The following is a 22,014-nucleotide window of genomic DNA, read 5'->3' as shown; positions in this document are numbered from 1 at the left end:
TCACTGTCCTTCCCGGTCGGGTACGACCGAAGCGTAGCTGTTCCCGCCCTGGGTATTCCCGCCCCTGACGCCATCAACATCACCGGAAGCGTGGCCTCCGGTGGAACCGAAGCCTCCCTCGCCGCGAGCCGAGCCGGGAAGCTCCGCCACCTCGTGGAAGCGCACCTTCTCGACCTGCTGAACGACCAGTTGGGCAATCCGGTCGAACCGCTCGAACCGCACGGGCTCGCGCGGGTCGAGGTTGATGACGATCACCTTGATCTCTCCACGGTACCCGGCATCAACCGTCCCCGGGGCATTCACGAGTGCGACACCGCAGCGTGCGGCGAGGCCGGACCGCGGGTGCACGAACGCGGCGTATCCGTCGGGCAGCGCGATCGACACCCCGGTGGGCAGCACGGCCCGCTCACCCGGGCCGAGCTCGACAGCCTCGTTGGTCACCAGATCGACCCCGGCGTCGCCCGGGTGCCCATAGGCCGGAATCGGCACATCCGGGTCGACACGGCGGATCAGGACATCAACGGGACGGCGCATCAGGGGTTCACCTCGAACGCGCGAGCGCGCTTGACCTGGTCCGGGTCGGCCATCGCTGCCTGGATCTCGGCCGGGCGGCCGTTCTCGATGAAGTGGTCGACCTTGACCTCGATGAAGAGGGCCTCGGCGCGGACCGCCACGGGTCCGTCCGGCCCGCCGATCCGGCCGGTCGCCCGGGAGTAGATCTTCCGGCCGTGCACCGCGGTGACCTCGGCGTCGAGGTGCAGCACGGTGTCCACCGGGACCGGAAGCACGAAGTCGGTCTCCAGCCGCCCGGTCACCGCGATCACCCGCAGCAGCCAGTTCAGCGAGCCGAGCGTCTCGTCCAGCGCAGTGGTCAGAATGCCCCCGTGTGCCAGGCCCGGGGCACCCTGGTGGGCTGCCTGCACGGTGAACTCGGCGGTGACACCGACCCCCTCACCGGCCCGCGCCTGGAGGTGCAGCCCGTGCTGCTGTCCTTCGCCGCAGCCGAAACAGTGTTCGTAGTGCGCGCCGAGGAGTTCGCCGGGGGCCGGGGCTTCGGGGTGTCGGACCGGTTTCACCGCGCCGACCGGGGGCTTCAGAGCCGCAGATGTTCCACTCACAGGCGCAGACCTTACCCGCGCGGCCACCCGGGGGTCGCGCCGTGCCAAGCTTGGGTCCATGCAGCCTTCCACCCCGCCCTTCGACGAACGACTGACCGCGCCCCGTTCGTGGTGGCTCATCGCCTTCCTGGTCGGCATCGCCTGTGCCCTGATGCTGCTGCCGCTCGGCACGCTGCCGCTGCTGGCCGGCCTGGTGGGCGGGACGGCCCTGTCGGCGGTCGCGGTGAGCTCCTACGGCTCGGCCAGGATCCGCGTGGTCGCGGGCGCCCTGGTGGCCGGTGACGCGCGGATTCCGCTGACGGCGCTCGGCGACGCCGAGGTGCTGGACGCGGAGGAGGCCCGCGCGTGGCGCTCGTACAAGGCGGACACCCGCGCGTTCATGCTGCTGCGCAGCTACATCCCGACGGCGGTCCGGGTGGAGATCACAGACCCGCAGGACCCGACGCCGTACGTCTATCTCTCGACCCGCGAGCCGCAGGCCCTGGTCGCGGCGCTCAGCGCGGTACGAGCTTAGAGAGGCCCTGGCTCTTCAGCTCGCCCGGTAGTTCCTTGCGGTTCCTCGCGGTGGAGGCCCGGCCGCTCCAGCGGAGGCTGCGGCGGAAGCCGGTCCCAGGGGATCTGGCGCTTGCGCAGGTCCTTTCTGACCCGTTCGGCGAGCTTTCTGGTGTCGCGCCGGTTCATCATCGCGCCGACGGCGGCGCCGACCAGGAACGGGACGAGATTCGGCAGATCGCGCACCATGCGCTTTGCGATCTGCTGGCGCAGCTCACGCTTCATCCGGCCGCCCAGCGCCGCGTCGACCGTCGCCGGGTGGGTGACGTCGATGCCGCGCTCCTCCGTCCAGGACGTGAGGTAGGCGCCGGAACGCTGGGTGAGGCCGCCCGGTGGGCGCAGCCCGTAGACCTCGTACAGCTCGGCGATGAGCTTCATCTCGATCGCGGCCACGCCGCTGATCTCCGCCGCCAGCTCGGCGAGCATGGCGGGCGGTACGGGCATCATGGCCGCCGCGCCGATACCGGCACCGACGGTTGCGGTGGCTTTGCTCGCCCCTGCGATGAGCTTGTCGGCGAGCTCCTCGGGCCCGAGGCCCGGGAACTGCTTGCGCAGGGTGGCGAGATCACGCACAGGGATGCGGGGAGCGTTCTGGATGATCAGGTCGGCGATATGACCGATCGCGGCCCTGGCGCTCTCCCCGCCCTTGCGTGCTCCCCGTTTCACTGAACTCAGACGGCCTGCCCCGGTCACGGGCTCCGTCCTGTCGACCTGTCCGGCCCCATCGGCCGTGTCGACTTCTTCTCTTCCTTCGGCTGCCGTGACTGCTTCGAGCGAGGCCCACCGGCCCCGCTCGTCGTCCCGCTCACCCCGGGAGGGTGGCAGGGCGGACCGCTCAGCAGGCGCTGCTACGCCTTCTGCCAGGCCTGTGCCGCCCTGATTCGCCTCCGACGACCATGTGCGCCGCAAGCGTCGCTTCCGGAACGGTGTGTCGCCTGCCACGGTCGGCCCGACCTAGTCGCAGTCGCGGCAGATCGGCTGGCCGTTCTTCTCGCGTGCAAGCTGGCTCCTGTGGTGCACGAGGAAGCAGCTCATGCACGTGAACTCGTCGGCTTGCTTGGGCAGGACCCTTACGGCCAGTTCTTCGTTGGACAGGTCTGCGCCGGGCAGCTCCAGTCCTTCGGCCGCGTCGAACTCGTCGACGTCGACGGCGGACGCCGTCTTGTCGCTCCGGCGCGCCTTGAGCTCTTCAAGGCTGTCCTGGTCGACGTCGTCATCGGTCTTGCGTGGGGTGTCGTAATCCGTTGCCATGTCGCTCTCCCCCTCTGGGTGTCTGCGGTGTCTCAGCGCACGTAACGCGTGAGAGGCCGGACTTGTGCCCGACCCGAGGCGGAGATTTTGCCTCACATCAAGGTCTGTTACTCAATCGACACCCAAAAGGACCGCTCGTGAGCGGTCGGCTTGGGTGGCGATGGGGACCGTACACGGTCCCGGTATCGCGCTTCACGGGCGCCACCCCGTGTACTTCCCGTGATATCGACCCCCGAAAACCCCGACTTTTGCGGGTTTTCCGGTGAAGGCCCTGATCACGGAGCGTTGACGTGCCTGAATTCGCTCCTGTGATCGATCACACACGTCCACTTTGGCGCGGGTCCCGAAAATTCCGCTCAAAGCGAACACGTAATTCGTGTGCGGATCGCTCCGCCCGGCCCGTCAGACCGGCAGTGAGACACGCATCACAAGACCACCCCCCTCGCGGGGTTCCGCGAGGATGCGGCCGCCGTGAGCGCGCGCCACGGACCTCGCGATCGACAGGCCGAGCCCCACCCCCTTGTCGCTGCCCGTTCGCTCCGTACGGAGCCGCCTGAAGGGCTCGAAGAGGTTGTCGATCTCGTAGGCGGGCACCACGGGTCCCGTGTTCGAGACCACCAGCAGGGCCTGGCCGGACTGCAGCTCGGTGGTGACCTCCACCCAGCCCTGCTCCGGGACGTTGTAGCGCACGGCGTTCTGTACGAGGTTCAGCGCGATCCGTTCCAGCAGGACGCCGTTGCCCTGGACGACGGCGGGGGCCCGCTCGCCGCGGATCTCCACGCCGCGCTCCTCGGCCTCGCCGCGCGTCTGGTCGATCGCACGCGAGGCCACCTCGGCGAGGTCGACGGGTTTGCGCTCGACGATCTGGTTGTCACTGCGGGCGAGCAGCAGCAGGCCCTCGACCAGCTGCTCGCTGCGCTCGTTGGTGGCCAGCAGGGTCTTGCCCAGCTGTTTCAGCTCCGGCGGGGCCTGGGGATCGGAGAGATGGACCTCCAGCAGCGTGCGGTTGATGGCGAGCGGGGTGCGCAGTTCGTGCGACGCGTTCCCGACGAATCTCTGCTGGGCGGTGAAGGCCCGCTCAAGGCGGTCGAGCATCTCGTCGAAGGTGTCGGCGAGCTCCTTCAGCTCATCGTCCGGGCCGTCCAGCTCGATCCGGCGCGACAGATCGGTTCCGGCCACCCGGCGGGCGGTGCGGGTGATCCGGCCCAGCGGGGAGAGCACCCGGCCCGCCATGGCGTAGCCGAAGGCGAAGGCGATGACGCTGAGGCCGACCAGGGCCAGCAGCGACCGGTTCAGGAGGGTGTCCAGCGCACGCTGGCGCTGGTGGTTGACACAGGTGTTCATGGCCGCGTTGAAGGCGTCGGGCGTGGACTTCGCGTTGAAGTTGCAGACGTCGCTGGTGACCTGGCCGCTCACGATCTTGAACGGCAGCTCGCTGCCCACATGGAGGGCCTGGGCGGCCAGCATGTAGATGATCGAGAGCAGCAGGATGCCCGCGATCAGGAACATGCCGCCGTAGAGCAGCGTGAGCCGTATACGGATGGTCGGACGCAGCCAGTAGGGCGGCTCCTGCTGTTTGGGCTCCCAGGTGGGCTTCGGGGGCGCCGTCGGGGGCGCCGGGACGCTGGGCATCGGCGCTCAGATCCGGTAGCCGGAGCCGGGCACGGTGACGATCACCGGCGGCTCGCCGAGCTTGCGACGCAGCGTCATGACGGTGACGCGGACGACATTGGTGAACGGGTCGGTGTTCTCGTCCCAGGCCTTCTCCAGCAGCTGCTCGGCCGAGACGACCGCGCCCTCGCTGCGCATCAGGACCTCCAGCACGGCGAATTCCTTCGGCGCGAGCTGGATCTCGGTCTCGCCCCGGAAGACCTCGCGGCGGTTGGGGTCGAGCTTGATCCCGGCGCGCTCCAGGACGGGCGGCAGCGCCACCGTCGTCCGCCGGCCCAGCGCCCGCACCCGCGCGGTGAGCTCGCTGAAGGCGAACGGCTTGGGCAGATAGTCGTCGGCGCCCAGCTCCAGCCCCTCCACCCGGTCGCTGACGTCCCCGGACGCGGTGAGCATGAGCACTCGGGTGGGCATGCCCAGCTCGACGATCCGCCGACAGACGTCGTCGCCGTGCACCAGGGGGAGGTCCCGGTCCAGCACCACGACGTCGTAGTCGTTGACCTCGACGCGTTCCACGGCCGCGGCACCGTCGTATACGACATCGACGGCCATGGCCTCACGGCGCAATCCGGTGGCCACCGCATCGGCGAGCAGCTGCTCGTCCTCCACGACGAGTACGCGCACGGCGCTGTCCTTCCTTAGAAACTTCACTAGATAGGTAACTTCAGAACGTCTCGATGCGCCCACGGTCCGTGATGCGGCCGCTCATCAGCATCGGTCTGTGCTGCTCCATCCTGCCCGCAACGCGCATAAACCGGAGGTAAGGCGGCGCTCGCCCGCCCCGGCCCCGGGGAATCCACAGGATTTCCGGGCCAGTTGAGGTTTCTCTGAGCTTGGTGCCGGGGAGGACGCATGCACACCCGCGATCACGCCTCGAATGTGGCGTGCCACAGGCCACTCCGTCCCCGGAGAGCGCGTGATCACCCGCCCTACCGCCTCCGTGCGGAGGGAAACCCGGGCACACCCCCGTGCCACCGACCCACGATGAGGGGGCGCATTATGGACGCTTTCACCGCCGGTCTGCTGCAACGCATCAAGACCACCGAGTCCGACCTCACGAAAGCTCGGGAGACGGGCGACGACTTCCTCGCGGATGTCGAGCAGGGCGAGCTGGACGACCTGCACCGCCTCGCCGCCGAGCACGGCGTCGAAATCGGCGCCACCAGCGCCTGAGCCGCGCGAGGAGGGCCTCTGACGCCGTATCCGGCGTCAGAGGCCCTCCTCGCGCGCCGGGAAGAGTTCTAGTCGTGCCAGGCGCCGAGCTCCTCCAGCAGGGCCTGCAGCGGCTCGAAGACACCCGGCGTCGCGGCGACCGTCAGGTCTCCGTCGGCGGGCCGCCCGGGACGGCCGCCGGTGTACGCCCCCGCCTCGCGGGCGATGAGGTCACCGGCCGCCAGGTCCCACGGATGGAGCCCGCGCTCGTAGTAGCCGTCGAGGCGCCCCGCGGCCACATCGCAGAGGTCCACCGCGGCGGAACCGCTGCGCCGGATGTCGCGCAGCCGCGGGATCAGCTGCTGGGCCACGTCCGCCTGGTGCGCACGGACGTGGCCGACGTAGTTGAAGCCGGTCGAGACGAGCGCCTGGTCGAGCGGCGGCGCGGGCCGGCAGCGCAGTGCGGCGCCCTCGCCGTACACGCCGCCCTTCGCGTGGGCGCCTGCGCCGAGCACCGCCTGGTACGTCTCACGGCGCATCGGGGCCTCCACGACACCCACGACCCGCTCGCCGTCCCGTTCGGCGGCGATGGAGACGGCCCACGTGGGCAGTCCGTACAGGTAGTTCACGGTGCCGTCGAGCGGGTCGATGACCCAGCGGATACCGCTGCTGCCCTCGGCACTTGCCCCCTCCTCGCCGAGAAAGCCGTCCCGGGGGCGGCGCTCGGTCAGGAAGCCGGTGATCAGCTTCTCGGCGGCGATGTCCATCTCGGTGACGACGTCGATCGGGCTGGACTTGGTCGCGGCCACGCCCAGGTCGGCGGGGCGGCCGTCGCGCAGCAGCGCACCGGCGCGGCGGGCGGCCTCCAGGGCGAGGTCGAGCAGGTCGGACAGGTTCGGGTCGGTCACGATGCTCCAGGGTCTCCAGGCAAACGGCAGGGGCTACGCGTACGGGCTGTCGGCGCCTGCGGCGGCGGGCTTGACGGCCCGGGCCGGACAGCAGCCGACCGGGCAGAGGTCATGGCTCGGGCCGAGCGCTCCCAGCGCGCACCGCTGCGCGCCACGCCCCTGTTCGGTGGCGGCGCGCTCCAGCACCAGGTCGCGCACGGCCGCGGCGAACCGCGGATCCGCCCCCACGGTCGCGGACCTGCGCACCGGAAGCCCGAGCTCGGCGGCCTTCGCGGTGGCCTCCGTGTCGAGGTCGTACAGCACTTCCATGTGGTCCGAGACGAAACCGATGGGGGCCATCACCACGGCGGGGACGCCGTCTCCGTGCAGCGTCTCCAGGTGGTCGCAGATGTCGGGCTCCAGCCACGGGATGTGCGGGGCGCCACTGCGCGACTGGTAGACGAGCTGCCAGGGGTGCTCGACGCCGGTCTCCTCGCGCACCGCGTCGACGATCAGGCGGGCGACGTCCAGGTGCTCGGCGACATAGGCTCCGCCGTCGCCGTGCTCCTCCACCGGGCCGGAGGTGTCGGCGGCGGAGGTGGGGATGGAGTGCGTGGTGAACGCGAGGTGTGCCCCGGCCCGTACGTCCTCGGGGAGATCGGCCAGGGAGGCGAGGACACCGTCCACCATGGGCCGTACGAATCCGGGATGGTTGAAGTAGTGCCGGAGCTTGTCGACCCGCGGCACGGGCAGGCCCTCGGCCCCCAGGGCGGCCAGTGACTCGGCAAGGTTCTCGCGGTACTGCCGGCAGCCCGAGTACGAGGCGTAGGCGCTGGTGGCGAGGACGGCGACGCGGCGGTGCCCGTCCTTGACCATCTCGCGCAGGGTGTCGGTGAGGTACGGCGCCCAGTTGCGGTTGCCCCAGTACACCGGCAGGTCGAGTCCGTGCTCCGCGAAGTCCCCGCGCAGGGCGTCCAGCAGGGCTCTGTTCTGGGCGTTGATCGGGCTGACGCCGCCGAACAGGAAGTAGTGCTTGCCGACCTCCTTCAGCCGCTCCTCGGGGATGCCACGGCCACGGGTCACGTTCGCCAGGAACGGGACCACGTCGTCCGGGCCTTCGGGGCCGCCGAAGGAGAGCAGCAGCAGGGCGTCGTAGGGAGCGGGATCGCGCAGATCGGACATGACAGCGATCCTGCCACTCGCCTCGGACAGCGCTCCAACCGACGTTCGGTTCCCCGGCCGACCCCTGTGTCGGACCGGCCGACCCGACCGTAAGCTGTACCGGCCACATTCACGCATTACAGGCGCGTGCGATCACGCTGTTCCGGAGCCTTCCTTGCCCAGTCCCTACCGCGCGATTTTCGCCGCCCCCGGCACCAAGGGGTTCTCGGCGGCCGGATTCCTCGGCCGTATGCCGCTGTCCATGATGGGCATCGGTGTGGTGACCATGGTTTCGCAGCTCACCGGCCGTTATGGGCTCGCCGGTGCGCTCTCCGCGACGCTGGCGATGTCGGCGGCGGTGGTCGGACCGCAGATCTCCCGGCTCGTCGACCGGCACGGGCAGCGCCGCGTTCTGCGTCCCGCCACCTTCGTCGCGCTGGCGGCGGTGGCCGGTCTGCTGATCTGCGCGCAGCAGCGGCTGCCGGACTGGTCGCTCTTCGTCTTCGCGGCGGGCGCGGGCTGCGTCCCCAGCGTGGGTTCGATGATCCGGGCGCGCTGGGCGGAGATCTACCGCGGTTCGCCGCAGCAGCTGCACACCGCGTACTCGTGGGAGTCGATCGTCGACGAGGTGTGCTTCATCTTCGGGCCGATCATCTCGATCGGCCTGTCCACCGCCTGGTTCCCGGAGGCTGGGCCGCTCATCGCGGCCGGGTTCCTGCTGGTCGGCGTCTTCTGGTTGACCGCGCAGCGCGCCACCGAGCCGGTGCCGCATCCTCGCGAGCAGCACACCGGCGGCACCGCGCTGCGCGCCCGGGGCCTCCAGGTGCTCGTGGTGACGTTCGTGGCGACCGGTGCGATCTTCGGGGCGGTCGACGTGGTGACGGTGGCGTTCGCCGAGGAACAGGGCCACAAGGCCGCGGCGAGCCTCGTGCTGGCCGTGTACGCGCTGGGCTCCTGCCTGGCCGGCGCCGTTTTCGGCCTGCTGCGCCTCAAGGGGAAGGCGTCCAACCGTTGGCTGGTGGGCGTGTGCGCGATGGCCGTGAGTATGATCCCCCTCCAACTGGCCGGGAGCCTCCCGTTTCTGGCCGTGGCGCTCTTTGTCGCGGGCCTCGCCATCGCACCGACGATGGTCACCACCATGGCCCTCGTCGAGCAGCACGTACCGCGCACGAAACTGACCGAGGGCATGACCTGGACCAGCACCGGGCTCGCCGTCGGTGTGGCGCTCGGCTCCTCGGCCGCCGGCTGGGTGGTCGACGCGTCCGGGGCCGAGGCGGGGTACGCGGTGCCTGCCGTGGCGGGAGCACTCGCGGCCGCGGTGGCGTTCCTGGGATATCGCCGGCTCAGCGGGCCGGTTCCTACGGAAGGGCGCGCGGAAGATGACCGAAACCGACGCACGGACGACGAGCGCGTGGCGTAACTGGGCGGGGAATGTCAGCTCGCGTCCGGTACGAGCCGTGTCCCCCGCCTCCGTGGCGGAGCTCGCCGAAGTGCTGCGCCGGGCGTCCGAGGACGGCCTGAGGGTGAAGCCGGTCGGCACCGGACACTCCTTCACCGCGACGGCGGCCACCGACGGCGTGCTGATCCGTCCCGATCTCCTCACCGGCATCCGGGAGATCGACCGTGCGGCGATGACCGTGACCGTCGAGGCCGGCACTCCGCTGAAGCGGCTGAACACCGCCCTGGCACGGGAGGGCCTGTCGCTCACCAACATGGGCGACATCATGGAGCAGACGGTCGCCGGGGCCACCTCGACCGGCACCCACGGCACCGGCCGGGACTCGGCGTCCATATCCGCGCAGATCCGTGCCCTCGAACTGGTCACGGCCGACGGCACGGTGTTGACCTGTTCGGAGAAGGAGAATGCCGACATCTTCGCCGTCGCCCGGATCGGGCTCGGCGCCCTGGGGGTCGTCACGGCGATCACCTTCGCCGTGGAACCGGTCTTCCTGCTGACGGCCCGTGAGGAACCGATGAGCTTCGACCGGGTCACGGCCGGCTTCGACGAGCTGGTCGCCGAGAACGAGCACTTCGAGTTCTACTGGTTCCCGCACACCGGCAACTGCAATACCAAGCGCAACAACCGCAGTACGGGCCCCGCCGCCCCGCCCGGAAGGGTCAGCGGCTGGATCGAGGACGAGTTCCTCTCCAACGGCATCTTCCAGGTGGCGTGTTCGCTCGGCCGAGCGGTGCCCGCCACCATTCCGTCGATCGCCAAGCTCTCCAGTCGTGCCCTGTCCGCCCGCACGTACACCGACATCCCGTACAAGGTCTTCACGAGTCCGCGCCGGGTCCGTTTCGTGGAGATGGAGTACGCGCTGCCGCGCGAGGCCGCCGTGGAGGCGCTGCGCGAGGTCAAGGCGATGGTGGAGCGTTCGCCGCTGCGGATCAGCTTCCCGGTGGAGGTCCGTACCGCCCCCGCGGACGACATCGCGCTCTCCACGGCCTCGGGCCGGGAGAGCGCGTACATCGCCGTCCACCTCTACAAGGGCACGCCCTACCAGGCGTACTTCACGGTCGTCGAGCGGATCATGACCGCCCATGCCGGCCGCCCGCACTGGGGCAAGGTCAACACCCGCGACGCCGAGTACCTCGCCGGGGTGTACCCGCGGTTCGGCGAGTTCACCGCCGTACGCGACCGGCTGGACCCGGACCGGCTCTTCGGCAACGACTATCTGCGCCGGGTGCTGGGCGACTGAGCGGCGCGGCCGTTCACTGTCCTGTGCCCGTGCCGGTAGTGGTGGCTCCGTCGCCCTGCGCCGGGGCGACGCCCGCACCCGAGGGGTTCGGGTCGGCGCTGCCACCGGGGACGGGGACCGCCGGAGACGGCGTGGCCGCCGGGGACGGGTTCGTCTGTCCGGTGTTGCCGGACTGCGTGGGGCTGGGCGTCGGATCGGCCGGGGGACGGTCGCCCTGACCGGAGTCCGGGTTCCGGCTCTGCCCGCCCTGCGAGTCCGTACCGGGTGTCGCGCCGCTCTCCCGGCCCGGGCTCCGCTCCTGGCCGGGGTCGGTGCCGGTGGCCGGTGCCGGGTCGTTCGACCCGGCACCCCGCCCCCCGCGTACGACGGAGCCGACGGTGGTTCCCTGACCGCCGCTCAGGTCGTTGCCGGAGACCAGCTCGAAGGTGGTGATCCCGGCCATCGTCACGGCGAAGACCACGGCCGCCGCGAGCGCCGACCGCTTCCAGCCACGGATACGGGTGCCGTGGGTAGTGGCTTCGGAGAACTCCTCGTCCGGCTCCGGATGGACCGTGGTGAGCAACCGCGTCCCGTCGAGCGGCCTCAGCAGCCGCGTACGGTCCGGATCGTCGGCCACGTTGCGCAGTACGGTCGTGGCGTCCGTCTCGCCGCGCACGGTCGTGGCGTCCACGCCGCGCATCATCGTGGTCGCGTCCATGGCTCCGTCAGGCGTTCCGGCCGGTGGCCGACGCGCCCCCTGCGCCGCACGCGGGTCGCTCGTCCCACGTGTCTGTACGGTCGCCTCACGGCCGGGATGCTTCGCCTGGACCGTCACCTCGCGGATCTGTTCCCCGGTGCGGCGGAAGAAGTGCTGGAAGATCGAACCGCCGCAGGTGGCGACGACGCTCATCACTCCGGCGCCGAGGATCGTTCCGTACACGCCCAGCTTGGAGGCCGCCACCGCTGCCGCGACCGCCGCCAGGGCGCTGCCCGCCACCTGGGGCAGGCTCAGATCTATACGCCTTTCCTTGGGCTCTATGTCACTTTCCGGCTTCTGCACCATTTCCAGCCCTTGATTGACATCTCTCCCACCATGCAACAGGAAGGGACATTTGAACGAAGTGAATAGTTCCACTTCGGGAGATTCTGTGAAGCAGGACACGCGTGACGGGCGCCCCGCACCCCGTCGGGCGACCCGACTCCCGCACCTCACGAGAAGTTCGGCGGCGCGGCGGTCCACCCACATGGCCCGAATGGAGTACTGTGGCGAGCCCTGGGGCCGGACTCCCATGTGGGCGTCCGGGATCTTCGGGAGGGGGCCGAAGGAGGCACTCGATCCGGCGGCGCCACGGCATCGCACGGGGACTGGCTACATGAAGTGACCACCGATCACTTTGTGTTGCACAATAGGTCACCGTGTCATACCGGCGATCAAGGGCTCACGCCCGACACGCCGGGCAACACGGCAATGTTGTGGCAGGCTGCACCCGGGCAGGCCACACTCGACTAGCGGAAGCAGCGACGCACGTGACGTCGGCAGGCACCACCCGGGAGGTCCCCATGCCCGAACTGCGTGTCGTGGCCGTCTCCAACGACGGCACACGACTGGTGCTCAAGGCTGCGGACAGCACGGAGTACACGCTTCCGATCGACGAGCGGCTGCGAGCCGCCGTGCGCAACGACCGCGCGCGGCTCGGCCAGATCGAGATCGAGGTGGAGAGCCACCTCCGCCCCCGCGACATCCAGGCCCGGATACGAGCAGGTGCCTCCGCGGAGGAGGTCGCCCAGTTCGCCGGGATTCCGGTCGACCGTGTCCGCCGTTTCGAGGGCCCCGTGCTCGCGGAGCGCGCCTTCATGGCCGAGCGGGCCCGGAAGACTCCCGTACGCCGTCCCGGCGAGAACACCGGCCCCCAGCTCGGCGAGGCGGTGCAGGAGCGGTTGCTGCTGCGCGGCGCCGACAAGGAGACCGTCCAGTGGGACTCGTGGCGCCGTGACGACGGCACCTGGGAGGTCCTGCTGGTCTATCGGGTCGCGGGCGAGCCGCACTCGGCGAGCTGGACGTACGACGCGCCGCGCCGACTGGTCCAGGCCGTGGACGACGAGGCCCGGTCGCTGATCGGCGAGACCGACGACGTCGCCGCGCCCGAGCCGAGCTTCCCGTTCGTGCCCCGGATCGCCCGGCTGCCCCGGGACCGGCCGCTGGACCGCGCCCTGGACCGCCAGATGGAGCGCCCCACGGCCCCGATGCCCGAGCCGGAGGAGCACATCGGTGGCATCTCGGCCGGTGAGCGCGATTCGCTGACCAGCCTGTTGGAGGCGGTGCCGAGCTTCCGTGGCGACATGGTGGTGCCGGAGCGTCCCGCGCCGCCCGAGCCGCCTGCCATCGAGCCCGCCGCGCAGGAGCCGGAGGCCGACGAGCCGCCGGCTGCGGCGGCCTCCGCCGGTGCCGGTTCCGCCTATGCGGATGTGCTGATGCCGCGGGCGGTGGCCGGTCATCGCGACCGGCTGACCGGAACGACGGACCGCCAGGCCGAGGCGGACGGCGTCCGGCCGGGTCGCCGGGCCGCCGTACCGAGCTGGGACGAGATCGTCTTCGGTACGCGCCGGAAGAAGCAGGACTGAGGCGGGGTGACCGCAGAATGACGAGGGCCCGTACGCCGTTGCGTTCGGGCCCTCGTGCCGTATGCGTCCGGCGCGCCGGGTGCGCCGCTCCTCGCACCGCGTGCGCCCCGTGCGACCGGATCCTGTTACGGCGGTTCCGGTCGCGGTGGCCGACGCGGGCTCCGTTACTGCGGGTCGGGGCCCTTGGCCACCGGGCGGGACTCGTCCGCGGACCACTCGGACCAGGAGCCCGCATACAGCGCCGCGGGGATCCCCGCGACGGCCAGGGCCAGCACCTCATGGGCGCCGGAGACACCGGAGCCGCAGTAGACGCCGACCTCCGGCGCCCGGTCCACACCGAGATCCTTGAAGCGGGCCGCCAGCGATGGAGCGGGCAGGAATCGGCCGTCGCCCCCGGTGTTCTCGGAGGTCGGCGCCGACACGGCGCCCGGGATATGGCCGCCCACCCGGTCGATCGGCTCCGCATCGCCCCGGTAACGCTCCGCGGCCCGCGCGTCGAGCAGCAGCCCCGAGCGGGCCAGCACCGCCGCCCCGTCCGCGTCCAGCAACGGCAGCGCACCGGGGACCGGCCGGAAGTCCCCCTCGGCCGGCGTCGGGATCTCCGTCTCGAGATCCCCCCGCCAGGCCGCGAGACCGCCGTCCAGGACTCGGACGTCCTCGTGCCCCGTCCAGCGCAGCAGCCACCATGCGCGGGCCGCCGCCCAGCCCTGGCCACCGTCGTACACGACCACCGGAGTGCCCCGGGAGACACCGGCGCGGCGCATCACGGCACCGAATTCCTCCGGGTCGGGCAGCGGATGACGGCCGCCGCTGCCTGCGGGACCGGCGAGTTCCGCGTCCAGATCGACAAAGACCGCACCGGGGATGTGCCCGGCCTCGTAGTCGGGGCGGCCGTGCGGGCCCCCCAACTGCCAACGTACGTCCAGGAGCACCGGCGGACGTGGCCCCGCCGACTCGCTCGCGCATTCGGATGCGGTGATGATGGGCTTCATGGGTGCCATCCTCGCGCAGGAGCCTCTCCCCCCGTAACAGCACCCACACGGACGTTTCACACCAAATCGCCCCCCCCCGCCGTCGAGATCCCGGAAAGTACGGCGCGGCCGGGGCACATCGTGCGCCGGGTGGTGCAAACATCTCCACGGGGCGTACACATCCTGTACCGCATGACGGAACACCGGCCCCGTTCCCCCCGTACGGCCACCACGATGGTCCGAGGAGAGAGTGACGATGACGGAGGCTGCCGCCCGGCGGGCGCCCGGAACACCTTGCTGGGTGAGTCTGCTCGTGCACGGGCTGAGCACGACCCAGGACTTCTACGCCCGGCTGTTCGGCTGGGAGTTCATGCCCGGCCCGGACCAGCTGGGTCCGTACGTCCGCGCACTGATCGACGGGAAAGTGGTCGCGGGCATCGGGCAGTTGCCGCCCGACCGCCATCTGCCGGTCGCCTGGACGACCTATCTGGCCACCGACGACGCCGACGGCACGGCGGAACTGATCCGTTCCTGCGGTGGCACGGTCGCCGTCGGGCCTCTCGACTCGGGAGATGCGGGTGAGGCGGGCCGGCTCGCCATCGCTTCCGACCCCAGCGGCGCGGTCTTCGGAATCTGGCAGGCCGCCGCGCATCTCGGTACGGCGCTCGCGGGCACCCACGGCACACCGGTCTGGAACGAGCTGGTGACCCGTGAGACGTCGACGGTCTGCAAGTTCTACCAGACGGTTTTCGGCTACGAGGCGGAGGCGGTCGTCTCGGCCGACTTCGACTACCAGACTCTCCATCTGCACGGCCTTCCGGTGGCCTCGCTGCACGGTGTCGGCCACGGCCTGCCGCGCGACCGCGGCCCGCACTGGATGACGTACTTCGAGGTCGACGACACCGACGAGGCGGCGCATCGTGTGGTGGAGTTCGGCGGATACGTTCTGCAGCCGCCCCGGGAGGGGTCGAACGGCCGGGTGGCGACCGTGGCGGACCCGGAGGGCGCGATGTTCACGATCGTACGGTCGGCCGCTCGCTGAGCCACCGGCCCGCGGGGCGGGTCAGCCGGTCCGGGACCGTTCCACGTGCCGGTGGGCAGGGCCGGCCAGCCGGGTGTGCAGCTCGTCGAAGAGTTCGGACGCCTCGCTTCCGCTCCACTCCGCCGGCAGCAGTTCACGCGGGACACCGGGGTCGAGATAGACGAGCCGGCGCCAGTCGGTGAGGACCCTGATGTACGTCGTGAACGCCTCGCGGTCCGTCACCGGGCTGCCGACCGCGATCCGCTCGGCCACCGGACGGTGTGCCGCGAGGAATGCGACGTACAGCCGCTGCAGCCGGACGGTGTCCCACCAGGAACGTACCTTCGCGGGCAGGTCCCCGTTCCCGACCCCGGCCACGGAGAGATAGTCGGCCCGGAAGAGGTCGGCGTACGAGCGCAGCCCGTGCCGGGCCAGCATGTCCTCCGCCTCGCCGTGCACGTGTCCCGGTGCGATCCACACCCCGGCGGACACGGAACCGAAACCGAGCCGGGTCAGCTGGGTGCGCAGGGTGTGCCGCTTGGCGCGTTCGGACTCGGGTACGGAGAAGACGACCAGCACCCAGCCCTCGTCCACGGTGGCCCTTCGGGCCGCGAAGATGCGCGGATCGCCGTCGCGCAGAATCCGCTCGGTCTCGGGCGAGATCCGGTACCCGGCCGCTCCGGACACGGATTCGGCTTCGAGCAGTCCGGCGCGCTTCAGCCGCGAGACCGAGGACCGTACGGTCGGTGCCTCGACGCCGAGGTCGGCGAGCAGCTGGATCAGCGAGGCCACGGACATCCAGCCGCCGGTGTCGCGCGCGTACAGCCCATAGACCGTCACGATCAGTTGCCGCGGCTGCACCTTGCCCAGTGGGCCCGGTTCGGACTCGGCCGCTGTTCCGCTCACCGTGTTCACAGCGTCATCCTAAGCATCCGTGCCAGGACGCCCGGAGGGACGGGTTCAGCCGGAGGTGACGGGCAGCACGTCCGGCGAGAGGGAACCCGCGCGGGCGCTCGCGCTGGTCGTCCTGCGCTGGTGGTGGCGTCGACAGAGCGCCTCGTAACCGACCTCGCCCCACCCACCGACCAACAAGACACCGCTGGACGTGCGGTGCCGGGCCCGATCGACGACGGTGAGGCTCGATTGGCCTACGTTGCCGTCACGCACCCGGCACCACCTCGACTTGGGCGGCCTGTCCTGGATTATGGAACATCCTGATGGAGTCCTTGATGGCAGCGGCATTTGCCTGCCCCACCATCTCGACGGCCCACGTACTCCTAGAAGTTATTGATCCAGCGGCCTCAGAAGTAGATCCGATAGGCCGATTCACCACTGGAGACGTTTGCGCCCGCCCCGCCCGGAAGACTGGGCGATCAGGCCGTGCCTCTGCGGGCGCTGACGCGGTCTCGCATCACGGACTGCGTTCTTACGACCAACGCAGCGGGATGGCGACGTTCTGGGTTCCGGCAGCGGTGCTGCCACGGGCCATGGCGGCGTGCAGTGTCACCGGGCGGCCGTTGTGGTCGAAGAGGAGCTGGGGTCGCTCCAACGAACCGAGAGTGATCAGCGAGCCGTCGGTGAGCCTCAACTGCCTCAGCGAGACCACCGAGTGCTCGGCCGGCTCCCACGCGAGGCCGTCCTTGGAGGTGACCAGGCCGAGCGCTCCGAACTGGGGAGTGAGCGCCTTGGACCGGTCGGCTCCGTTGTAGAAGTCCTTGACGATCGCGTAAAAGCGGCGGTCGGCATGGTCGTACCAGAGATACGGATCCTCCGCCTGGGTCTCGGTCGTTCCCAGAGCGGTGGCGGTGTAGGGGAAGGGGCCCTCGGGACGGTCGGACTCGCCGACGACGGTGATGTAGACGCCCTTGGCGTTCCACGTCTTGTACGTCATGAGGAAGCGGGGGCGACCGCCCACGGCGGGGGCCTCGGTGACGGACGGGTTGACCACCATCTGGAAGGTGTTCACATAGTCGGGACCCGCGATGGGGACATCGCTGCGGGTACCGCGGCCGGCGATCAGGTCATCCAGGGTGCGCGCGGTGATCACACCGATGCGCTGGCCGGCGTGGTACTTCAGCCAGAGAGAGGGCTGCTGTGAGTACCACGGCTCGGGTGTGTTCGCCGGGTTGTTGGCGATGAAGTACAGGTAGTAGCGGCCGCGGAAGCAGCGGATGTGCGGGTTGTGCGCGTTGTAGCGGTCCCAGCGCCCGGGGTCTCCCGTCCCCTGCACGACGGTTCGCAAGTGCCGGTACGGACCCTGGGGGCCCGGGGAGACCGCGACGGCGATCTCGCTGTACTTCAGCCAACCGCTGAAGCCGTAGAAGATCTTCTCCGAGGGGTCGGGGTCGCGGCCGGCCGAACCGTGTTGCCAGCGTGAATAGAAGAGGTAGTACGCGCCGTCGCGGCCGCGGATGGGGGTGCCGCCCCAGGTGTACCAGCCGTCGGTGCCGAAGATCTGCACCGATGGGTCGACCGGCTGGATCGCTGCCTGGAAATCGGGGGAGGACGGTCCGGCGGAATCATCGGTGGCCGCTGGTCCATCGATGGAGGTGGCGGCCAGGGCCGCCGGTCCACTGAGGGAGGTGGCGGCCAGGGCCGCCGATATCGTCGTGAGCGCTCTGCGTCGCGTCATGCCATTGCTGCCGGTCAAGACCAGCTCCTTTCGGTCCCTGGGGCTTGGCGTCGTGCATCGGCCCCTTTTGAGATTCCTCAACTCGCCCTGCGCCATTACCTGCTGGCGGAGTTGCGCAATGGGCGGAGGCCCATAGCGCGCGCCGCGTGGCCGCCGCGGAAAACGCTGCTCCGAGTGGCGGGTGTGCCGGACGCGAGATTGCGCAGCTCGCTGCCAGGTGGCGGAGCCGCTCTTGCGGCTGTCGGAGGTACGGCGATCGCCAGAGCGTCGATCAACCGTGCCCTCGAAAGCATGGGAAGGTCTCCCTGCTGCAGGGCGGCCGAGGCGTTACCTATATGATCTTCCGCCCATCGAGAGAACGTCAAGACGTGGGGCGGGGGATATCCCTGCGGGGTCAGCTGAACCCCACCGCCCTCTGGGCCTCGACGCGCGGATCGCACCCAGGCGTCCTCCCCGACCGGCTGCGATAGCGGGCGGAGCCTGTCTGACGGGGTTTTGGCGGATTTTACGTTGCCGGGCGAAGCCTGTCGCCGGGGAGCCCCTGGGTGCCGCCGAGGGGAGTCCGGACCGGTCTCGTGAATGCCGAAAGCGCCTTTATCGACGCACCGACCCTTCCAGGGGAATTAATCCTATACGATTTGATAGCAGATCTTCTGAGGGCCTGGGTGGGGTGTTCGTACTGACGTGCGAAGCGGGCGCAAGGACACATCCGCTTCCACAGCTGCCTGACTAGACTGCCAGTTGCCGTACCGCCCCAGAACACAGAGGAGAGAACCCGGATGCCGGCTCACGACCCGTCCGTCTCCGACGGCATGGCCGGGGCGAGCAGGCGGTCCGCGTCGCCTGTCCGCCAGGTGTTGTCCGACAGTGTCTACGAGGACACCAAGGCCATGGTCATGGACCATGGGATCGCCCCCGGCGCTCGGGTCGGTATCGAAGCCCTGGCACGCACACTCAACGTCTCCCCGACTCCCGTACGCGAGGCACTGGCCCGGCTGGAGGCCGACGGGCTCGTCGTCAAGCGCTCCTTGTCCGGTTACCGGGCCACCGAACTACTGACCCGGCAGGGGGTGGAGGAATTGTTCGAGATGCGGCTGCTCCTCGAGCCGCGGGCCGCCGCACTGGCCGCCCTCCACGCCGACGAGTCGCAACTCGACACCATCGAGGCGCTCCTGGAAGACATGCAGTCCCAGCCCGGTCCCGCGGGACCGTACGCGTCCTACCGCGACTTCGCCGCCCTGGACCAGCGTTTCCACAACGCCGTCGCGGAGTCCGCCCACCGGCCCCTGCTCGCGGACGCGGTGGAGCGGCTCCACTCGCATCTGCACATCTTCCGCCTGAGCAGCCCACAGGGCGAGGGCGATCCGACCGCGGCGGAGCACGAGCGTGTGGTGCGCGCGATACTGCGCCACAGGGCCGACCGTGCCGCCGAGGCGATGGCGGATCATCTCAACCGCAGCCTGGAGCGCCAGCTCGGCCGGTTCGAACAGGAGTGACCGGCCGGCCGGCGCCCCGCCGCCGGCTCAGCCGACGTCGGCCATCCGGTAGACGCGCCGGGCGGTACCGGCCCACACCTGGTCCTGCTCGGCCGCGGTGAGGGCGGCAGTGAGCTCCCGAGTAGCGGCCACGACCTCGCCGTAGCCGGCGGCGAGGGTGCACACCGGCCAGTCGGAGCCGAACATCAGCCGCCGGGGGCCGAAGGCGTCGATCACGGTGTCGGCGTACGGCCGGAGGCAGTCGACCGTCCACGACGGCCAGTCGGCCTCGGTCACCATGCCGGAGAGCTTGCACACCGTGTTCGGCAGGGCGGCCAGCTCACGCACGTGCCCTGACCACGGTTCCCGTTGTCCGGACGCGATCGGCGGCTTCCCCAAGTGGTCGAGGACGAAGGTGAGGCCGGGGACGGCCGCGGCCGCCCTCGCCGCCGCCGGCAGTTGGTGCGGCAGGACGACGAGGTCGTAGACGAGCCCGGCCTCCGCGACCGCGCGCAGACCGCGCAGCACCTCGGGCCGCGTCAGCCAGTCGGGGTCCGGCTCCCCCTGGACCTGGTGGCGGATGCCGCGCAGGAACCCGCCGCCGGGCAACGAGCGCAGCCGGGCCAGCTCACCGGCGACGCCGGGCGACGTCAGATCGGTCCATCCCACGACCGCTCCGATCACGTCGCTGTCCGCGGCCAGGGACAGGAACTCGGGAGTCTCCTCGGGCACGGTGACCGTCTGCACGAGCACCGTGGCCGCCACCCCCGCTTCCCGGACCTCCGACTCGAGGTCCGCCGGCATGAAGGAACGCCGCAGCGGGGCGAGTTCGGGGCCGCTGATCCACTCCTGGTCGCGTACGCCGAGGTCCCACAGATGGTGGTGGGCGTCGATGATGGTCATGACACTTTCCTCCCGGGCACAGGTACACCGTCGGACAGCAGGTCCTGCGCCCGCAGAGACTCCCACATGGCGCCGGGAACCGGCTTACGGTACTGCTCGGCCGCGTCTTTGACCTGAGCCGCCGAGCGGGCGCCGACGAGAACCGCCGCGACCGCCGGATGCCCGAAGGGGAAGTGAAGCGCGGCGGCACGCAGCGGGATCCCGTGCGCCTCGGTGACTTCGCGCATCCGCATGGCCCGGCGCAGGAGGTCCTCGGGCGCCGCCGTGTAGTCGTACGTTGCCCCGGGCGTCGGATCGGCCAGCAGCCCGGAGTTGAATACGCCGCCGACGATCACGCTCTTGCCGGCGGCCTCGGCGGTGGGCAGCAGCGCCTCCAGCGCGCCCTGCTCCAGCAGCGTGTAGCGCCCGGCGCAGAGCACCGCGTCGACATCGGTGTCGGCGAGGAAGCGGGCCAGCATCCGGCTCTGGTTCATCCCGGCGCCGATCGCCCGAACGACGCCCTGCGAGCGCAGTTCCTCCAGCGCCGGGTACGCCTCCTTGAACGCCTGTTCCTCGTGGCCGTCGGCGTCGTGGATCAGGACCAGGTCCACGCGGTCGAGCCCGAGCCGGGTGAGGCTGTCCTCCAGCGAGCGGCGTACGCCGTCGGCGCTGAAGTCCCACCGGCGCCGGTGGGTGGCAGGCACGGCGAATCCGTCGGCCAGGTCGTCGCCGCCGCCGTCGTATGGTTCGAGCAGCCGGCCCACCTTGGTGGACAGGGTGAAGGCGTCCCGGGGCTTGGTCCCCAGGACCGCGCCCAGTCTGCGTTCCGACAGGCCAAGACCGTAGTGCGGGGCGGTGTCGAAATAGCGGATGCCGGCGGCCCACGCGGCCTCCACGGCAGCTGCCGCCTCGTCCTCCCCCACATCCTCATAGAGCCCGGCGACCGCGGCGGCACCGAAGCCGAGGGCGGTAACAGGGACGCCGCTACGGCCGAGGGTGCGCACCGGCAGAGCGGCGGGCCCCGAACCGTTCCCGTCCGTTGCCATCACTGTCCCTTCGGCCGCAGTCGCAGCCCCTGCATTCCGCCGTCCACCGCGAGGGCGGTCCCGGTGACGCTGGCGGCGGCCGGGCCCGCCAGGTACACGATGGCGGCGGCCACCTCGTCGGCGGTGACGAGACGGCCCATGGGCTGGCGGGCGTTGAGCGCCGCCCGTTCGGCCTCCGGGTCGGTCGCCCGGTTGAGGAGGCGGCCCACCCACGGGGTGTCCGCGGTACCCGGGTTCACACAGTTCACGCGGACGCCCTCGCGGACGTGGTCCGCGGCCATGGCGAGCGTAAGGGCCTGAACCGCGCCCTTGCTCGCGCTGTACAAGGCGCGCTGCGGGAGTCCGGCTGTGGCCGCGATCGAGCAGGTGTTGACGACGGCGGCGTGCGCGGAGGCACGCAGCAGGGGCAGCGCGGCACGGGTGGTGCGGACGATGCCCAGGACGTTCACGTCCATGACGCGGTGCCACTCGGCGTCGTCGTTGTCCTCGACGGTGCCCGCGGCGCCGATGCCGGCGTTGTTGACCAGGATGTCGAGGCCGCCGAGGTCGTCGGTCGCGGCGGCGACGGCGGACCGTACGCAGGCGTCGTCCGACACGTCGGCGACGTATCCGCGCAGCGGCTTGTCGACGGACGAGGGGTCGAGGTCCAGGACGGCGACGTCGGCGCCGCGCGCGGCCAGCAACTGTGCGGTGGCCCGGCCGATGCCGGAGGCGCCACCGGTGACTATGGCCTTGAGTCCGGTCAGTTCGCTCATGAGTGGATGCCCTTCGCGTATTCGGCTGCGGCCCGGTCGGCGACCCGGAAGGCGCCGTTGGGGTAGCGGTAGGTGTTGATCGAGGCGGCGTCGATGACGTCGGCGGCCGTGATGTGAGCGGCAGTGCCGTGGTCGCTCATCGG

The 22,014-nt window shown here is 70.5% G+C and carries 23 protein-coding genes and 2 pseudogenes; 8 read left to right on the top strand and 17 right to left on the bottom strand.

Annotation, left to right across the window (positions count from 1 at the left end; genetic code table 11):
* On the bottom strand, positions 1-534 hold the full coding sequence (gene dut / locus ACZ7L9_RS23975; RefSeq protein ID WP_471417912.1) for a dUTP diphosphatase: 534 nt from the start codon (positions 532-534) through the stop codon (positions 1-3).
* Entirely contained in the window at positions 534-1,118 is a 585-nt protein-coding gene (locus ACZ7L9_RS23970; RefSeq protein WP_471417910.1) for a PaaI family thioesterase, read from the bottom strand. The genes dut and ACZ7L9_RS23970 overlap by 1 nt, the downstream gene beginning before the upstream one ends.
* A 58-nt stretch (positions 1,119-1,176) precedes the next feature.
* Between ACZ7L9_RS23970 and ACZ7L9_RS23965 the strand changes: the two genes are divergently transcribed.
* Positions 1,177-1,632, top strand: a complete 456-nt coding sequence (locus tag ACZ7L9_RS23965) for a DUF3093 domain-containing protein (RefSeq protein WP_471417909.1) — start codon at positions 1,177-1,179, stop codon at positions 1,630-1,632.
* Here the strand turns inward: ACZ7L9_RS23965 and ACZ7L9_RS23960 are convergent.
* The 4 genes from ACZ7L9_RS23960 to ACZ7L9_RS23945 form a co-directional block, all read right to left on the bottom strand.
* Positions 1,629-2,612 carry a hypothetical protein gene (locus tag ACZ7L9_RS23960; protein ID WP_471417907.1) on the bottom strand — a complete coding sequence of 328 codons (984 nt, stop codon included), beginning with the start codon at positions 2,610-2,612 and terminating at the stop codon, positions 1,629-1,631. The two genes, ACZ7L9_RS23965 and ACZ7L9_RS23960, sit on opposite strands and share 4 nt — an antisense overlap.
* A 12-nt stretch (positions 2,613-2,624) precedes the next feature.
* Positions 2,625-2,921, bottom strand: coding sequence for a DUF4193 domain-containing protein (locus ACZ7L9_RS23955; RefSeq protein ID WP_003965732.1), 297 nt, complete (start codon positions 2,919-2,921; stop codon positions 2,625-2,627).
* A gap of 402 nt (positions 2,922-3,323) precedes the next feature.
* Positions 3,324-4,553, bottom strand: a complete 1,230-nt coding sequence (locus ACZ7L9_RS23950) for a sensor histidine kinase (RefSeq protein ID WP_471417905.1) — start codon at positions 4,551-4,553, stop codon at positions 3,324-3,326.
* 6 nt (positions 4,554-4,559) lie between these two features.
* Positions 4,560-5,213: a response regulator transcription factor gene (locus tag ACZ7L9_RS23945; RefSeq protein ID WP_471417903.1), complete on the bottom strand. Its 654-nt coding sequence runs from the start codon at positions 5,211-5,213 to the stop codon at positions 4,560-4,562.
* A gap of 375 nt (positions 5,214-5,588) precedes the next feature.
* On the opposite strand from ACZ7L9_RS23945, the gene ACZ7L9_RS23940 reads away from it, so the two are divergent.
* Positions 5,589-5,762 carry a hypothetical protein gene (locus ACZ7L9_RS23940; RefSeq protein WP_266749192.1) on the top strand — a complete coding sequence of 58 codons (174 nt, stop codon included), beginning with the start codon at positions 5,589-5,591 and terminating at the stop codon, positions 5,760-5,762.
* 68 nt (positions 5,763-5,830) lie between these two features.
* On the opposite strand, the gene ACZ7L9_RS23935 is transcribed toward ACZ7L9_RS23940, so the two are convergent.
* Positions 5,831-6,649: an inositol monophosphatase family protein gene (locus ACZ7L9_RS23935; protein WP_471417900.1), complete on the bottom strand. Its 819-nt coding sequence runs from the start codon at positions 6,647-6,649 to the stop codon at positions 5,831-5,833.
* Positions 6,650-6,682: 33 nt separating this feature from the next.
* Positions 6,683-7,810: a ferrochelatase gene (locus ACZ7L9_RS23930; RefSeq protein ID WP_471417898.1), complete on the bottom strand. Its 1,128-nt coding sequence runs from the start codon at positions 7,808-7,810 to the stop codon at positions 6,683-6,685.
* Between the two features lie 154 nt (positions 7,811-7,964).
* Here ACZ7L9_RS23930 and ACZ7L9_RS23925 point away from each other — a divergent pair, with 154 nt between their 5' ends.
* Together ACZ7L9_RS23925 and ACZ7L9_RS23920 are read left to right on the top strand one after the other, a co-directional pair.
* Positions 7,965-9,209: an MFS transporter gene (locus ACZ7L9_RS23925; protein ID WP_471417896.1), complete on the top strand. Its 1,245-nt coding sequence runs from the start codon at positions 7,965-7,967 to the stop codon at positions 9,207-9,209.
* A complete protein-coding gene (locus ACZ7L9_RS23920) occupies positions 9,169-10,488 on the top strand; it encodes a D-arabinono-1,4-lactone oxidase (protein ID WP_471417894.1) in 1,320 nt (439 codons plus the stop codon). The genes ACZ7L9_RS23925 and ACZ7L9_RS23920 overlap by 41 nt, the downstream gene beginning before the upstream one ends.
* A 13-nt stretch (positions 10,489-10,501) precedes the next feature.
* Here ACZ7L9_RS23920 and ACZ7L9_RS23915 read toward each other — a convergent pair whose 3' ends face one another.
* Positions 10,502-11,530: a hypothetical protein gene (locus tag ACZ7L9_RS23915; RefSeq protein ID WP_471417892.1), complete on the bottom strand. Its 1,029-nt coding sequence runs from the start codon at positions 11,528-11,530 to the stop codon at positions 10,502-10,504.
* 497 nt (positions 11,531-12,027) lie between these two features.
* On the opposite strand from ACZ7L9_RS23915, the gene sepH reads away from it, so the two are divergent.
* The gene (sepH, locus tag ACZ7L9_RS23910) at positions 12,028-13,089 is read left to right on the top strand and encodes a septation protein SepH (protein ID WP_471417890.1); all 1,062 of its coding nucleotides are present in this window, start codon (positions 12,028-12,030) and stop codon (positions 13,087-13,089) included.
* A gap of 164 nt (positions 13,090-13,253) precedes the next feature.
* Here sepH and ACZ7L9_RS23905 read toward each other — a convergent pair whose 3' ends face one another.
* A complete protein-coding gene (locus ACZ7L9_RS23905) occupies positions 13,254-14,081 on the bottom strand; it encodes a sulfurtransferase (protein WP_471417888.1) in 828 nt (275 codons plus the stop codon).
* Positions 14,082-14,316: 235 nt separating this feature from the next.
* On the opposite strand from ACZ7L9_RS23905, the gene ACZ7L9_RS23900 reads away from it, so the two are divergent.
* Positions 14,317-15,102: a VOC family protein gene (locus ACZ7L9_RS23900; protein ID WP_471417886.1), complete on the top strand. Its 786-nt coding sequence runs from the start codon at positions 14,317-14,319 to the stop codon at positions 15,100-15,102.
* Between the two features lie 21 nt (positions 15,103-15,123).
* On the opposite strand, the gene ACZ7L9_RS23895 is transcribed toward ACZ7L9_RS23900, so the two are convergent.
* Together ACZ7L9_RS23895 and ACZ7L9_RS23890 are read right to left on the bottom strand one after the other, a co-directional pair.
* Positions 15,124-15,996: a PaaX family transcriptional regulator gene (locus ACZ7L9_RS23895; RefSeq protein WP_471417884.1), complete on the bottom strand. Its 873-nt coding sequence runs from the start codon at positions 15,994-15,996 to the stop codon at positions 15,124-15,126.
* 45 nt (positions 15,997-16,041) lie between these two features.
* Positions 16,042-16,203 (bottom strand): annotated as a pseudogene (locus tag ACZ7L9_RS23890) (thymidine kinase); the annotation flags it as partial.
* Between ACZ7L9_RS23890 and ACZ7L9_RS23885 the strand changes: the two are divergent.
* Positions 16,147-16,372, top strand: a pseudogene (locus ACZ7L9_RS23885) (hypothetical protein); the annotation flags it as partial. The pseudogenes ACZ7L9_RS23890 and ACZ7L9_RS23885 overlap by 57 nt on opposite strands.
* Positions 16,373-16,507: 135 nt before the next feature.
* On the opposite strand, the gene ACZ7L9_RS23880 reads toward ACZ7L9_RS23885, so the two are convergent.
* Positions 16,508-17,731: a glycoside hydrolase family protein gene (locus ACZ7L9_RS23880; RefSeq protein WP_471417881.1), complete on the bottom strand. Its 1,224-nt coding sequence runs from the start codon at positions 17,729-17,731 to the stop codon at positions 16,508-16,510.
* Positions 17,732-18,492: 761 nt separating this feature from the next.
* Between ACZ7L9_RS23880 and ACZ7L9_RS23875 the strand changes: the two genes are divergently transcribed.
* The gene (locus ACZ7L9_RS23875; protein ID WP_471417880.1) at positions 18,493-19,209 is read left to right on the top strand and encodes a GntR family transcriptional regulator; all 717 of its coding nucleotides are present in this window, start codon (positions 18,493-18,495) and stop codon (positions 19,207-19,209) included.
* A gap of 27 nt (positions 19,210-19,236) precedes the next feature.
* On the opposite strand, the gene ACZ7L9_RS23870 is transcribed toward ACZ7L9_RS23875, so the two are convergent.
* The 4 genes from ACZ7L9_RS23870 to ACZ7L9_RS23855 are packed head-to-tail and all read right to left on the bottom strand — an operon-like array spanning position 19,237 to position 22,011.
* On the bottom strand, positions 19,237-20,091 hold the full coding sequence (locus tag ACZ7L9_RS23870) for an amidohydrolase family protein (RefSeq protein ID WP_471417878.1): 855 nt from the start codon (positions 20,089-20,091) through the stop codon (positions 19,237-19,239).
* Positions 20,088-21,116: an aldo/keto reductase gene (locus ACZ7L9_RS23865; protein WP_471417875.1), complete on the bottom strand. Its 1,029-nt coding sequence runs from the start codon at positions 21,114-21,116 to the stop codon at positions 20,088-20,090. Before ACZ7L9_RS23865 ends, ACZ7L9_RS23870 begins: the two co-directional genes overlap by 4 nt.
* A complete protein-coding gene (locus ACZ7L9_RS23860) occupies positions 21,116-21,871 on the bottom strand; it encodes an SDR family NAD(P)-dependent oxidoreductase (RefSeq protein ID WP_471417873.1) in 756 nt (251 codons plus the stop codon). Before ACZ7L9_RS23860 ends, ACZ7L9_RS23865 begins: the two co-directional genes overlap by 1 nt.
* Positions 21,868-22,011: a hypothetical protein gene (locus ACZ7L9_RS23855; protein WP_471417871.1), complete on the bottom strand. Its 144-nt coding sequence runs from the start codon at positions 22,009-22,011 to the stop codon at positions 21,868-21,870. Before ACZ7L9_RS23855 ends, ACZ7L9_RS23860 begins: the two co-directional genes overlap by 4 nt.
* Between the last annotated feature and the right edge of the window lie 3 nt (positions 22,012-22,014).

The sequence above is a fragment of the Streptomyces sp. NPDC111516 genome (assembly GCF_055635345.1).
This window is presented reverse-complemented; position numbering and strand designations above follow the sequence as displayed.

Coding starts and splice junctions, on each gene's coding strand:
- dut (WP_471417912.1), bottom strand. CDS start 534: ATGCGCCGTCCCGTTGATGTCCTGATCCGCCGTGTCGACCCGGATGTG.
- ACZ7L9_RS23965 (WP_471417909.1), top strand. CDS start 1,177: ATGCAGCCTTCCACCCCGCCCTTCGACGAACGACTGACCGCGCCCCGT.
- ACZ7L9_RS23955 (WP_003965732.1), bottom strand. CDS start 2,921: ATGGCAACGGATTACGACACCCCACGCAAGACCGATGACGACGTCGAC.
- ACZ7L9_RS23950 (WP_471417905.1), bottom strand. CDS start 4,553: ATGCCCAGCGTCCCGGCGCCCCCGACGGCGCCCCCGAAGCCCACCTGG.
- ACZ7L9_RS23940 (WP_266749192.1), top strand. CDS start 5,589: ATGGACGCTTTCACCGCCGGTCTGCTGCAACGCATCAAGACCACCGAG.
- ACZ7L9_RS23930 (WP_471417898.1), bottom strand. CDS start 7,810: ATGTCCGATCTGCGCGATCCCGCTCCCTACGACGCCCTGCTGCTGCTC.
- ACZ7L9_RS23920 (WP_471417894.1), top strand. CDS start 9,169: ATGACCGAAACCGACGCACGGACGACGAGCGCGTGGCGTAACTGGGCG.
- ACZ7L9_RS23915 (WP_471417892.1), bottom strand. CDS start 11,530: ATGGTGCAGAAGCCGGAAAGTGACATAGAGCCCAAGGAAAGGCGTATA.
- sepH (WP_471417890.1), top strand. CDS start 12,028: ATGCCCGAACTGCGTGTCGTGGCCGTCTCCAACGACGGCACACGACTG.
- ACZ7L9_RS23905 (WP_471417888.1), bottom strand. CDS start 14,081: ATGAAGCCCATCATCACCGCATCCGAATGCGCGAGCGAGTCGGCGGGG.
- ACZ7L9_RS23900 (WP_471417886.1), top strand. CDS start 14,317: ATGACGGAGGCTGCCGCCCGGCGGGCGCCCGGAACACCTTGCTGGGTG.
- ACZ7L9_RS23875 (WP_471417880.1), top strand. CDS start 18,493: ATGCCGGCTCACGACCCGTCCGTCTCCGACGGCATGGCCGGGGCGAGC.
- ACZ7L9_RS23870 (WP_471417878.1), bottom strand. CDS start 20,091: ATGACCATCATCGACGCCCACCACCATCTGTGGGACCTCGGCGTACGC.
- ACZ7L9_RS23865 (WP_471417875.1), bottom strand. CDS start 21,116: ATGGCAACGGACGGGAACGGTTCGGGGCCCGCCGCTCTGCCGGTGCGC.
- ACZ7L9_RS23860 (WP_471417873.1), bottom strand. CDS start 21,871: ATGAGCGAACTGACCGGACTCAAGGCCATAGTCACCGGTGGCGCCTCC.
- ACZ7L9_RS23855 (WP_471417871.1), bottom strand. CDS start 22,011: ATGAGCGACCACGGCACTGCCGCTCACATCACGGCCGCCGACGTCATC.